The sequence below is a fragment of the Caballeronia mineralivorans PML1(12) genome (genome assembly GCF_001028175.1).
GTDB lineage: Bacteria > Pseudomonadota > Gammaproteobacteria > Burkholderiales > Burkholderiaceae > Caballeronia > Caballeronia mineralivorans.
In genome coordinates, this window is record NZ_AEJF01000152.1 from 84,388 (window position 1) to 96,927 (window position 12,540).

The 12,540-nt window shown below is 59.6% G+C and carries 11 protein-coding genes; 4 read left to right on the forward strand and 7 right to left on the reverse strand.

Annotation, left to right across the window (positions count from 1 at the left end):
* Positions 1-234: 234 nt before the first annotated feature.
* The 6 genes from EOS_RS25900 to EOS_RS25930 all read right to left on the reverse strand — a co-directional run bounded on the left by EOS_RS25900 (position 235) and on the right by EOS_RS25930 (position 7,899).
* On the reverse strand, positions 235-585 hold the full coding sequence (locus EOS_RS25900; RefSeq protein ID WP_047895027.1) for a copper-binding protein: 351 nt from the start codon (positions 583-585) through the stop codon (positions 235-237).
* Positions 582-3,788 carry an efflux RND transporter permease subunit gene (locus EOS_RS25905; RefSeq protein WP_047895028.1) on the reverse strand — a complete coding sequence of 1,069 codons (3,207 nt, stop codon included), beginning with the start codon at positions 3,786-3,788 and terminating at the stop codon, positions 582-584. The genes EOS_RS25900 and EOS_RS25905 overlap by 4 nt, the downstream gene beginning before the upstream one ends.
* Positions 3,785-5,272, reverse strand: a complete 1,488-nt coding sequence (locus tag EOS_RS25910) for an efflux RND transporter periplasmic adaptor subunit (RefSeq protein WP_047895029.1) — start codon at positions 5,270-5,272, stop codon at positions 3,785-3,787. Before EOS_RS25910 ends, EOS_RS25905 begins: the two co-directional genes overlap by 4 nt.
* A 13-nt stretch (positions 5,273-5,285) precedes the next feature.
* Positions 5,286-6,581, reverse strand: coding sequence for a TolC family protein (locus EOS_RS25915; protein WP_047895030.1), 1,296 nt, complete (start codon positions 6,579-6,581; stop codon positions 5,286-5,288).
* Between the two features lie 92 nt (positions 6,582-6,673).
* Positions 6,674-6,946: a hypothetical protein gene (locus EOS_RS25920; protein ID WP_326972949.1), complete on the reverse strand. Its 273-nt coding sequence runs from the start codon at positions 6,944-6,946 to the stop codon at positions 6,674-6,676.
* 689 nt (positions 6,947-7,635) lie between these two features.
* Positions 7,636-7,899, reverse strand: coding sequence for a VWA domain-containing protein (locus tag EOS_RS25930; protein WP_047895033.1), 264 nt, complete (start codon positions 7,897-7,899; stop codon positions 7,636-7,638).
* A 20-nt stretch (positions 7,900-7,919) separates the two neighbouring features.
* Between EOS_RS25930 and EOS_RS46430 the strand changes: the two genes are divergently transcribed.
* From EOS_RS46430 to aqpZ, 3 genes are all read left to right on the forward strand, one after another.
* Complete coding sequence (locus EOS_RS46430) at positions 7,920-8,078, forward strand: DUF2252 domain-containing protein (RefSeq protein WP_235442975.1); 159 nt, start codon at positions 7,920-7,922, stop codon at positions 8,076-8,078.
* A gap of 44 nt (positions 8,079-8,122) precedes the next feature.
* Positions 8,123-8,530, forward strand: coding sequence for a hypothetical protein (locus tag EOS_RS25935; protein WP_047895034.1), 408 nt, complete (start codon positions 8,123-8,125; stop codon positions 8,528-8,530).
* Between the two features lie 405 nt (positions 8,531-8,935).
* Positions 8,936-9,676, forward strand: a complete 741-nt coding sequence (aqpZ, locus tag EOS_RS25940) for an aquaporin Z (RefSeq protein WP_047895035.1) — start codon at positions 8,936-8,938, stop codon at positions 9,674-9,676.
* 104 nt (positions 9,677-9,780) lie between these two features.
* Here aqpZ and EOS_RS25945 read toward each other — a convergent pair whose 3' ends face one another.
* Positions 9,781-9,984: a cold-shock protein gene (locus EOS_RS25945; RefSeq protein ID WP_031362205.1), complete on the reverse strand. Its 204-nt coding sequence runs from the start codon at positions 9,982-9,984 to the stop codon at positions 9,781-9,783.
* Between the two features lie 280 nt (positions 9,985-10,264).
* On the opposite strand from EOS_RS25945, the gene EOS_RS25950 reads away from it, so the two are divergent.
* The coding region (locus EOS_RS25950) for an autotransporter-associated beta strand repeat-containing protein (RefSeq protein ID WP_047895036.1) at positions 10,265-12,540 on the forward strand (2,276 nt) is incomplete at its 3' end.

Here is a 12,540-nt window from a genome sequence, read left to right on the forward strand (position 1 = left end):
TTCCTGGCTCGGGAATTAACACCGATTTTAAAGAAGGTTGCGGGGCTGCGCCTGTAGGGTTCTCCTGCGCGGTGACGCCCGAACGCTAAGGAATTAGCGCTACATGTGCGCATGCGACGCCAACATCGTCGAATACATCAGATCTTTGTGTCATTTTGCCAGTTGTAATCGACAGGCTACGCCTTAGCGGCGCGGCCTGTCGTTAAGACGACCCGGTTTGCTCTTTACCAGACGCTATTGCTTTTGCATTGTCACGATGGTCATTGTGCCGCCCACGTTCTCAACGCGCACTTTCACTTTGTCTCCTTCGTGAGCTTGCTTCAGCATCGCAGCGTCCCTGGCTTTGAACGCCATGGTCATGGGCGGCATACCCACATTTTCCAACGCGCCGTGCTTAAGCGTGACCATGCCGGACGCCGGATCGACCTTCCTGATCTCAGCGTCGGTCAAGGCAGATTTGGATGACGCTGCCGGACTCATCGCACCGGGTCCCATCTTCATGCCGGCCATATCGTCAGCAACAGCGGACTGCGATACCGCGAACGCGGCACCCATAACCAACGCGATATAAGTCAGTTTGTTCATTTCATTTCTCCAGAGTGAGTAGAAGGCACGTGAGCGCCAAGGGGACCATCGAATTCGCTACGCGCTTGCGCGCTGCGCCGCACTTGGCGACGCTTGACCAACAACCACGCAGCGGGAATGACAACCATGGACAACAGCGGCGCGGTGACCATGCCGCCGACCATCGGAGCCGCAATACGCTGCATTACTTCCGACCCGGCGCCATGGCCGAGCATGATGGGGATGAGACCCGCGAGGACCACGGCGACCGTCATCGCTTTCGGCCGCACGCGTAACACGGCGCCTTCGCGGATGGCGTCGAAGAGAAGCGCCTCGGTCAACATATCGCCTGCGTCGAGCCGATGGTCGAGAGCGCGTTTGAGATACAGCAACATCACCACGCCGAACTCCGCCGCCACGCCGGCGAGCGCGATGAACCCGACTGCCGTTGCCACCGATACGGCATGCCCCAGTCCCCAGATCAGCCAGAACCCGCCGACCAGTGCGAACGGAACAGTCGACATCAGCAGCAGTGCATCGGCGGCCGAATTGAAGGTCAGGAACAGCAGCACGAAGATGATCACGAGCGTGACCGGGATCACTGTACGAAGCTTCGCGGACGCACGTTCCAGGTACTCGAACTGACCCGACCACGCAATGGAATACCCCGGTGGAAGAATCACTTTCTCCGCGACAGCCCGTTGCATCGCCGTCACTGCCGAGTGCAGGTCCGTGTCGCGGATATCGACGTACACATAGCCTGCCAGCCGTGCGTTCTCGCTGCGAATCATCGGCGGTCCATCGGCGATCCTGAGGGTCGCGACATCGCCGAGCATGATCTGCGCGCCCCGCTCGGTGACAACAGGTAAGCGCCGCAGATTCTCAAGCGAGTCGCGAACCTCGCGCGGGTACCGGACGTTGATGGGAAAGCGCTGACGCCCATCGATGACTTCGCCTACGTTCTCCCCGCCCACTGCCGATGAAACAACCGTCTGGATGTCTGCGATAGCGAGTCCGTACCTGGCCGCTTTAAGCCGGTCGATATCGACATCGATATAACGACCGCCGTTCAAACGCTCGGCAAGCGCGGAGGAGACGCCCGGCACCGTCTTGACCACGGCCTCCACTTGCGTCGCGATGGTATCGATGACACCCAGATCGCCGCCCGAAATCTTCACGCCTACCGGTGTCTTGATACCCGTCGACAGCATGTCAAGACGGTTGCGTATCGGCGGCACCCACACGTTCGATAAACCCGGCACTTTCACCGTCCGATCCAGTTCATCGATCAGCTTTTCCGGCGTCATGCCCGGCCGCCACTGACTGCGCGGCTTGAACTGAATCGTGGTCTCGAACATCTCCAGAGGCGCGGGGTCGGTTGCGGTATCGGCTCTTCCTGACTTGCCGAATACGGTCGCTACTTCAGGCACAGTCTTGATCAACCGGTCGGTCTGCTGCAATAGCTCGGACGCCTTCTCCGCCGAGATACCCGGCAGCGCGGTCGGCATGTAGAGAAGATCGCCTTCATCGAGCGGCGGCAAAAACTCTCCGCCTAGCCGCGACAACGGAATCAACGTGAGCACAAGCGCAATGACCGCGATGCCGATCGCGGCCCATGGCCTACGCAACGTTGCTTCAAGCAATGGCCGGTACAACCGGATCAGCACGCGGTTGATCGGGTTCGCGTTCTCATGCGGAATACGGCCCCGGACTAAATAACCCATCAACACCGGCACCAGCGTGACCGACAACAACGCCGCGGCTGCGATCGTGTATGTCTTGGTGAACGCTAACGGCGAGAACAACTTTCCCTCTTGCCCTTCGAGCGAGAACACAGGGATAAACGACATCGTGATGATGAGCAACGAGAAGAACAGTGCAGGCCCGACCTCGGCCGCCGACGCCGCTATAAGCTCCCATCGTTGAGACGCTGTAATCGGCTGATCCGGATGCGCGTGGTCAAAAGCTTCCAGATGCTTGTGCGCATTTTCGATCATCACGATCGCTGCGTCGATCATCGCGCCGATCGCGATCGCGATGCCACCAAGCGACATGAGATTCGCGTTGACGCCCTGATAGCGCATCACGATAAATGCTGCGAGCACGCCAAGCGGCAGCGACAGGATCGCAACAAAAGCGCTTCGCAGATGGAACAAAAACAGCGCGCAGACCAGACCGACAATGACAAACTCCTCGATTAGCTTGTCTCGCAGATTGTCGACAGCACGTTCGATAAGCTTCGATCTATCGTAGGTGGTGACGACCTCCACGCCGGCCGGCAGCGACTTCTTCAGCGTATCGAGTTTCGCTTTCACGGCCTCGATTGTCGTGAGCGCATTCTTGCCTGAGCGCATCACGATCACACCGCCGGCCACCTCGCCTTCGCCGTTCAGCTCGGCAATGCCACGTCGCATCTCGGGTCCGATCTGGACACGCGCGACATCACCGAGCAATACGGGCGTCCCCGCGTCGTTGGTGCGCAAGACAACGCTGCGGAAGTCATCGAGCGAATGCAGATAACCCGACGAACGAACCATGTAGTCGGACTCGGCCAGCTCGACAACAGAACCGCCCGATTCCTGGTTCGCTTTCTTGAGCGCGTCAGTCACTGTCGATTGCGTGATGCCGTAGGCGCGAAGCTTGTCCGGGTCGAGAACGACCTGATATTGACGCACCATTCCACCGATCGACGCCACTTCCGACACATCCGGAACAGCCTTCAACTCGAACTTGAGAAACCAGTCGTTGAGCGCGCGAAGCTGACCGAGATCATGCTTGCCGGTGCGATCGACGAGAGCGTATTCATAGACCCAGCCGACGCCGGTTGCATCGGGACCGAGCGAGACGGTCGCGCCCTCAGGGAGCCGGCTCTGCACCTGATTCAAGTACTCGAGCACGCGTGAACGGGCCCAGTACTGGTCAGTCTTGTCACCGAAGAGGACGTAGACAAATGCGTCACCGAACGATGAATACGCCCGGATGGTTTTAGCGCCCGGCACGCCGAGAAGCGTCGTAGTCAGCGGATACGTGACCTGATCTTCAACAACCTGCGGCGCTTTGCCCGGATACGATGCCTTGATGATGACCTGCGTATCCGACAGATCAGGAAGCGCATCAAGCGGCGTTTGCGTCACCGAATAAACGCCCCAACCGGTGACCAGGACAGTCGCGAGCAGAACCAGGAACCGGTTCTGAATAGACCAGCGAATGAGTCGCGCGATCATTTGGCAGCCCCCACTGGTTCGACCTTCGTCAGTTCATAACCGTCGTCCGATTGCTTGAACGCGAAGTGCACCGTTTCACCTGTCTTTACGTCGGGGAACGCGTCCGCGGAAGGCTTGCTGAACGCCATGGTCATTGCGCCCCAGCCCAAGGCAGGTACCGGCTGATGCGAGAAGGTAATGTCGTGGCTTGTGACTGCTTCTACCTTGCCTGTCGTCTCGTAGGTTTGAGCAGCGGCGGCCGCGCCGCTAGCCGGTCCGGACTCAAGCCGTGGAAGGACAGACTTGAGGCTCGCTTCAGAGTCGATCAGGAACTGCCCCGACGCGACAACCTGCACGCCTTCGCTTAAGCCGCTGAGCACTTCGGTATCGCTGCCCGAGTCGTTGCCGGTCGTCACGGTGACAGGCTGAAGCCGTCCATCGTCTTGCTTGACGATAACGATCGAGCGCTTGCCGGTCGTGATCACCGCTTCGGACGGCACGATCAGCCGCGACGCAGTCGCCACGCCACCAATACGCGCGCGCATGAGCATGCCGGGCGTGAGCAACAGATCCTTGTTGTCGATGGAAAGGCGCGCTTGCAAGGTACGGCTGCCGGTACTGATTCCCGGCAGGATTTCGCGGATGTGGCCAGTGAAGTGCTGCGTGGCGTCTCCTGCAAACACAGCATCGACGCTCATGCCGGCTTTGACTTGCAACGCGAGTGCCTCGGGCACTTCGACCACGAGCCATAAGGGATTCAGGCCCGCGACCTTCGCGAGTGTCTGGCCCGGCGAGACCATCGCGCCATCACGGACGTTCAGCTCGGTGATCACGCCAGTCGATGGCGCCGAAAGCGTGACGTGCGTCTGCGCCTTGCCGGTGCGGTCGAGGTTCGCGACAATGCTATCCGGTATCGACAATGCACGCATGCGTTCGCGCGAGGCCGCGAGCATGGTGTCGTCCATGCCACTACGCTTGAGCGCCAGATATTCCTCCTGAGGTGCGAGCCAGTCCGGCACAAACAGCGACGCAATAGGCGCACCCTTGGCGACACGTTGCATCGGTGCGTTGGCATACAAGCGGTCGATATAACCCGTCACGCGCGACTGAACCACGTCGGCTAACGACTCGTCGAACTGCGTTGTTCCAACCGCCTCGAAGCCGGTTGCGACGTCGACGCGGCGCGTGGTCGCGTATCGAACGCCGAGGTTTTGCTGGAGACCCGGATCGATCTTGATACCCGTCGAACCACTTCCACTTTCGTCCGCGAATACGGGTTCCAGTTGCATGTCCATGAAGGGCGACTTGCCGGGTTTATCGAAGTGCTGGTTCGGCTTCATTGGATCGTGCCAATAAAGCACTTTGCGACCATCCACTTTTTCGCCGCTTGGCAATGCAGTCGTCGTGGTCGTTGTTGCATCGGCGCGATGGGTTCCGGCCATGTACCCCAAGGCAAGCAACGCCACCGCCGCAAGGACAGCGAGAGCCATGTGTTTCTTGTTCATTGTTTTCTCACTGTCAGTAGGTCATGGAAGGCGGCACGACCTGGTACTCGAGTTGAGCCCAGGTGAGCGATACGTCGCGTTGGAGATCGAGCACTTGCAAACGTGCATCGAGCACGGCGCGCCTGGCGGCGAAGGTGTCCGCCAGCGATCCGGTGCCCGCTCTATAAGCCGCGGTCGATAGTTGCAAACGCTGGTCTGCTGCAGGCACGAGCGATGCGGTCAGGTTGGCGATGCGTTCGCGCCCACTGGCAAGCGTCGCGGACAAGTTGCGGATATCGGCATCAACTTGCCGCTGCGCGTCTTCGTACATCAAACGCGCCTTGGTGCCCAACTCGGCTTTTTCGGCGGTATCGCGGTCTTGCCGGTCGCGTCTGTTCAGCGGAATGGGAATGCTGACGCCGACCGACACCATGTTCGAGTACTGACCGCCCCGCTGCTGATACGCGACTTCCCAGGTCCAGTTCGGGCTGCGGTTGCTTTGGGCGACGGCGGTGCCGGCATCGGCAACGGCTATTTCCGACGATGCATTGATCAGCGCGGGCTCGACCCGCTGAAGCTCCTCGGGCGGCAGCGATACAACCACGGATTGCGGTGCGGGCGGCTCGCCGGAGACATCGGCAACGGGTGCTGCCGTCCATCGCGACAAGCCGATGAGTGCCGTCTGAAGCGATTGCTGTGCCTTGAGCAATTGATCCCGCGTCTGCGCGAGCATGAGTTGCGCTTGAGTCACATCGGCGGCACTGGCTTTGGCGCCCCGATAAGACGCCTGCGTCGCCGACAACTCGTGCGCCATGTGATCGGCCAGCTCCTGCTGCAGCAAAAGCGCCTTCTTGGCATAGGCCGCGGTGAGCCACGCGGTTGCAGTCTGCTCACGCACGTTGACTAGCTGAGCGAGATAACCGGCGCGTTCACGGTCTACTTCCTGATTAGCCAACTCGGTACGCAGACGCCGTTTTTCCGGCGACACCCACTCCTGTTCGATGCCGATACGCCGCATCGTCATGAAATCCTGGCCGATGGTGAACGCCTGCGAACCATTAATGGGCAGGTTATCCACGCCGGCTTTAAGCATCGGGTCGGGTAACTGCCCCGCTCGAACAGCGGCCTGCGAGCTTGCGCGAACAGACGACTGTGCTGCCTGCATGGAGGCGGAGCGATCGGTCGCAGATAACAGCGCAGCGTCCAGCGTTAGAGCACTTTCCTGCGCTTTAACCGCTGCGCCGCCGCCAAGCAGGAATAGAAGTACGGCAAGCGCGGGCGCACGCGCGTAGCCGCGTCGGGATACCGGCGCGGTAATAGATGAATGCATGTCTCAACCCCAAACGGTCGATCCCATAGGGAATCACGTCCTGAATGCAGGACGACCTCACCGCTAAAGCGGCGAACCAGTGGCGAAGGGAGTTAGAGCGCGCGAGGGGGTTTCCACAAGCCGTCAGGCTCGCGGACAAACAGCGACTGGGTGTAGTGAAAGAACATCGGCCGATAGGCGCCGGCAGTCCGGGCGACGCTGGGTGCGGACACCGGAATGGTCATGCAGCCAATCTGGCATTGCACGGTCATCTTGCACAACGAGTCCTTCGACTTGCTGTCCTGACCGGGTGGCGTTGCCATCGATTCGCAGCCGGGCATGGACTCGGACATCATATTGCCAGCGTCGGCCGTCATGGATTGCATGGGACATTGTCCGGCCGAGCCGCTAGCTGCCAGCCCCGTAAGGGGCAGCACCGCGCAAAGCCACAAGACGAACAAGGTACGCAGGATTTTCACGACGGCAAGTATAGCTCAGTGCTTAATTCTGCATATAGCCCTAAGTTCCCGGCGAACCTGGCCTAAGCGCTTAGGCATTGAATAGCGGTTTAGCGGCGGAAGCGGCGACTGCGTCTTGCGTTTTTTGCGAGCGCGCTTAGCCGCGCGGCGAATCGCGCCTTCCGCTTCGTTCCAATTAAGCTTAGCGTCGGGACGACCCGAATAGTGTGTCGCTATTGTGTCCGCTAGCGATTTAAGTCCAAGGTCGACGAATGGATCGAGGCTGTCTACCCGCGCCGGATGTTTGAAATCGGGGCTCTTGTCCATCCAGCGATATAGCGCTGGAACAATCCGCTGCAAAGGACCCTTGCGCGCAGCCGCACGCAAAATCCGCCAGGCTGGCGCTTCTCCTTCGGCATAACGATTCCTGGCGGCAACCACAGTCTTTCTAGCCTGCTTATAGCGCTTCGCTAACCTCGGGTACACCCAGACTACCGCAAGCAGGAAGGCAAAAACCATGGACGCGATAAGCGCTCGCGACCGGTCGATGACAATCGCTCCGATGAGCGCCGCCCTTGGACAAGGCATCAATGGGAATATCAAAGAGCGGCTTTTCCCTAGCCGCCGCAGCCGAAAAACTCACCTCCGGCAATCGCTGTATGCGGACCCACCATGCGGATCTGCATCTGGTTCAGCAGCAAGAGCACGCTGTCGTGATCGAGCGTCAGCGGCGCTTGCGGATAAGCCGCCTCATCAAACACCACCACGCCAATGCGATCCCCTTTGCACCTCGCCACGAAGTCCCTGACTACCCGCTTCACGGCAGTCAGCCGGTCCATACGCTCGCCGGTCTGCGCGTTCACAAAGTCGCGCGTGCTCATCGATTGAGATCAGTGGCTATCTGGGCCAGGGCACTCAATTCGCCGAAGCGCTGGTCACCTACTCTAAGGACTATGCGGATCAGGTTGAACGCGATTTCGATCTGTTCACTCAAGCCGTCAGGACAGGCCGGCTAGTCGCGCGGACGGACGAGGATATGGCCGCCGACTTCCACGTCTGATCGCCTGGCAAGCCCGATACCAACTCGTACTTTAAGGACGCTTTATGCACATTCGCTCATGCTCGTACGGTCGCCGCGGTTGGCTTCAACTAACAGCTTGTACTGTATTCCTAAGCTATGCCGCAGGCTCTTATGCTGCGAACCTCGGCTTTCTGATGAACACCCCGATCAGTTATATGAAAGAGCGCGATTTGCAGCAGCTCAATCGTGCTGCGCGAACGGCTCTGGATTCGAAACAGGACGGCGAAGCGCTTGACTGGAACAACAACGGCACCGGGAATCCCGTCCATGTTGCGGGCACGATAACGCCGGTAAATACAAAGAAGGATGGTGACCGGAGTTGCCGGACACTTGCCATTGTCGCTAACGCGAAAGGCCAGACGCAGACATGGTCACCAACCGCATGCAAGAACGACGGCGCGAATAGCAAATGGCAACAACTTAAGCAGTAAAGCACGGCGCGCCAAGAGCATCACGCGCGGCGGCGGCAAGTGGACCGCGGATTTGAATCGCGGAGGCAAGTCAAAGAGTGGGTGCAGATGACATCGATTTTTAAAATCTTTGTCCTACACTAAATGCGTGTCTGAAGGATCTTTTTACAAGCGAAATCCATCGTGCAAAAGGCGATGCGTTAGCTGCACTGCACCATGGATTCGCAGAGGTAAGCCGCCCAGATCCACGGCATGGCGCGTTCATGCTGGGTGGGTCGGTGAGCCCTTGCTGACAAGGCCGGTCGGACACCTGAACCCTAAGCTGAAACTCGAACAGGATCGTATATAAAAAAACGAAGCATTTCGTTTAACGAGCAGTCTGGCCAATTCGTATTGAAACCGTTAGACAATCTTGGATGGCACATCATGCGATTACAACAACGTCTCGCTGCGGAAATGTTTGGCACGTTCTGGTTAGTTCTTGGCGGTTGTGGAAGTGCGGTTCTCGCAGCTAAATTCCCGGGTACCGGAATTGGATTTGCAGGCGTCGCGCTCGCGTTCGGATTGACGGTCCTGACCATGGCCTACGCGCTTGGACATATATCGGGTTGCCACCTGAATCCGGCGGTAAGCGTGGGCCTTACCGTCGCGGGCCGCTTTCCTGTCAAAGACCTGGTGCCCTATATCGTGGCGCAGGTTATTGGCGCAATCATTGGCGCCTTCGTGCTGTATCTCATCGCTTCGGGCGTGCCTGGATTCGACGCGGCCGCCAGTGGATTTGCCTCTAACGGATACGGCGCGCGTTCGCCAGGCGGTTATTCGATGACAGCCGCCCTGATCTGCGAAATCGTGATGACGTTTTTCTTCCTGATGGTCATTCTCGGTACGACCGATGGACGCGCCATATCCGGTTTCGCTCCGCTCGCGATCGGCCTTTGCCTGACGCTGATTCACCTGATATCGATCCCGGTGACCAATACATCGGTCAATCCCGCACGCTCGACCGGCCCGGCGCTTTTCGCCGGTGGCGCGGCGCTCGGACAACTCTGGCTTTTCTGGGTGGCGCCGATCGTTGGAGCGGCTATTGCCGGCGCTTTGTATCCGCGCCTCTTTCCAGACAAGGTCGAGACGGTTGCCCCGGCCCCTCTTGCCATCGATGCCCCTTAAGCGCGTGGGCGCCCCGTAGCGGCCCCACCGCGTCCATCCCACCAAAACAAATGGCCCGCCTAGGCGGGCCATTCGGTCATGCTACCAAGCCGTGCTGTAACGAATTACAGCGGCTGGATGTTCGACGCTTGCAGACCCTTCGGGCCTTGCTTCGCTTCGTAGCTTACTTTCTGGTTTTCCTGCAGTGTCTTGAAGCCTTCCGAGCGGATCTCAGAGAAATGCGCGAAAAGGTCATCACCGCCGCCGTCCGGCGTAATGAATCCAAAGCCCTTCGCATCATTAAACCACTTCACAATACCTGTTGCCATTTGCTGATTTTCCTAAAAGAGACGTAATTCCGTTTTGGTAGCGCCACCAGCCGTCAATCGGCCAAGCGTTGCTGCCTCCTTTTACCACGCGAAAATGACAGTCGGCAATTGGATTCTGCCCGATGTTTCCAAAACAGAGCTCCAAAAACCTGCGCGTACATAGTGCAGAGACGCTTGACGTTCACCGTGCGGAAGCCCAGATAGTAAATAAAACATTTGGTAAGACAAAGGAAAAAGTCTATTTTTAGAGAGCATTAAGGGACCTGAGAGCGCCAAATCAATGAAAAAAGTGCTGGATATCGGCATTTGCAGCGCCGTTCTTGTTTCGGAGGCGCTGTCTGGAACGGCCAATGCAGCATGCAGTTCGACTGCGCCAACGACAGGAACAAACGTCGTTTGCACGGGTACAGGCATTCTTCCGGTTGCGGCGGTGGCCGGTTCGAGCGCGGTCAACATCGGAATCGATTCCACGGTCGCCGCCACCCTGTCCCGCGCGAGCGCGCCGGTTGCATTCAGCGTCACGCGCGCGAGCACCATCGCGAATAGCGGCAGTTTGGCGTTCACCGGCGGTGGCGGGTCCGGGACCAACCGCGGCGCCGTCGTGCTCGGCACGGGCGATACAAACCAGCTGACGAATACATCGACGGGAAAAATCACCACAACCGGCGCCTACAACGACGGTTTGGCCGCCAACGGCAGCGGCAACACCCTGGTCAATAACGGCACAATCGCCACATCCGGGCCAAACGCCTACGGCATGTCGGCGGCCTGGGGGCAGACAAATGTAGGGCAGTCGAACAATACGCTGACGAATACCGGCTCCGTTTCCACGTCGGGAAGCAACGCCCGCGCGGCGTCGATCATTGGCGGCAACGGGACGATCAACAACAGCGGGAGTTTATCGACGTCAGGGGCGAGCAGCCCCACGGCCTACCTGCAGGGCAACAACGACACGCTGATCAACACCGGCACCATCACCGCAACCGGCACGGATTCGGACGCGGTCTTCTCGAATACCGTGGGCTCCAGCTTTACGGCGACTATCGAAAATCGTGCCGGAGGCCAAATTTTCAGTCAAAACGCGGCGGCGGTCAGAACCCTGAACGGCGCCAGCACGATCGTCAACGCAGGCCTTTTGCAATCGGGCGGCACCACGACCGTTTCCATGGGCAACGGCACCAACACGTTGATTCTTCAGACGGGCTCGCAAATCATCGGGGCCGCTGACGGCGGTGGCGGCCCGGGCTTAAGTACGGTGATTCTCCAGGGAACCGGTACTGCATCGAATCCATTCACCCGATTCAAGACTTTGCGCATGTCCGGCGATGCCTGGACGTTCAGCGGCACAGGCGACTTCAATCTCGCGGAAGTACAGACCGGCACGCTGAACCTGACCGGCTTGTTCGCGTCAACGACAGCCGCCTTGGTCGATGCCGCCGGCACACTTCAGGCGACCGCGCAAAACATGCCGTCCACGGTCACCGATAACGGGCTGGTACGGTTTGCGCAATCCACCGATGGCAGCTACACCGGCACCCTTTCAGGCACCGGCGCGGTCGAGAAAGACGGCGCCGGCACGCTCACGCTTGCCCCGGCTGCCACTGGCGGCAATACCTATTCCGGCGGAACGACGGTCAAAGCGGGTACGTTGGCTATCGGAGCCGATAGCGCGCTCGGTGCTCCGACGGGCGGCCTCACGCTCGATGGCGGCACCCTCAGCCTCAACAACGCGCTGGATCTGGCGGCGACGCGCCCCATTGTGCTTGGGGTGGCGGGCGGATCTATCGATACACAAACCTTCGATACAACCGTGGCGCAAGGCATCTCAGGCGCGGGCTCGCTGACCAAGCTCGGCACCGGGCAACTGCTGCTGCAGGCGCCTACGACCTTCACCGGCGGGACGACGATCAGCGCGGGCACGCTCGTGGTTGGTGATATATCGCATTTCAGCGCGACGCTCGGCGGCGGCGGCCCCGTTTCGGTGGCGGCCGGAGCGAATCTTGGCGGATACGGAAGCGTAATCGGCGATGTGACGAACAACGGCACTATTTTTGCGGCTAACGCGCTTCCGGGCTTTGCATCGTCGGCATCTGGGACATTCAACGTGCAGGGCCAGCTCACCAATAACGGACTCGCCCAGATCGCCGGGACGGGCGTGGGCAATCGACTTGTGATCGCGGGGAATTACGTCGGGCAGAACGCCAGGATCGCGCTCAATACAGTTGTCGGCGCTGATAATTCCGCGTCTGACCGGCTCGTTATCAGCGGTGGCAATGCCAGTGGGTCCAGCACGTTGCTGGTGACGAACGTCGGTGGCACGGGGGCTGCGACCGTCGCCGATGGCATACAGGTGGTGCAAGCCACAAATGGCGCGACCAGCGCCGTTGGCTCGTTTTCGCTCCCTGCGTCCGTCAAGGCGGGGGCGTATTCGTACTATCTCGCCAAAGGCGGCGTGACTGCCGGGACGAGCGAAAGCTGGTATCTGCGGAATACCGTGGCTGCGGCGCCCGCGGTCGCGCCGGCACAACCCAGCACTCCGGCAGGTCCGACGACGCC

Coding starts and splice junctions, on each gene's coding strand:
- EOS_RS25900 (WP_047895027.1), bottom strand. CDS start 585: ATGAACAAACTGACTTATATCGCGTTGGTTATGGGTGCCGCGTTCGCG.
- EOS_RS25905 (WP_047895028.1), bottom strand. CDS start 3,788: ATGATCGCGCGACTCATTCGCTGGTCTATTCAGAACCGGTTCCTGGTT.
- EOS_RS25910 (WP_047895029.1), bottom strand. CDS start 5,272: ATGAACAAGAAACACATGGCTCTCGCTGTCCTTGCGGCGGTGGCGTTG.
- EOS_RS25915 (WP_047895030.1), bottom strand. CDS start 6,581: ATGCATTCATCTATTACCGCGCCGGTATCCCGACGCGGCTACGCGCGT.
- EOS_RS25920 (WP_326972949.1), bottom strand. CDS start 6,946: ATGCAATCCATGACGGCCGACGCTGGCAATATGATGTCCGAGTCCATG.
- EOS_RS25930 (WP_047895033.1), bottom strand. CDS start 7,899: ATGAGCACGCGCGACTTTGTGAACGCGCAGACCGGCGAGCGTATGGAC.
- EOS_RS25935 (WP_047895034.1), top strand. CDS start 8,123: ATGCACATTCGCTCATGCTCGTACGGTCGCCGCGGTTGGCTTCAACTA.
- aqpZ (WP_047895035.1), top strand. CDS start 8,936: ATGCGATTACAACAACGTCTCGCTGCGGAAATGTTTGGCACGTTCTGG.
- EOS_RS25945 (WP_031362205.1), bottom strand. CDS start 9,984: ATGGCAACAGGTATTGTGAAGTGGTTTAATGATGCGAAGGGCTTTGGA.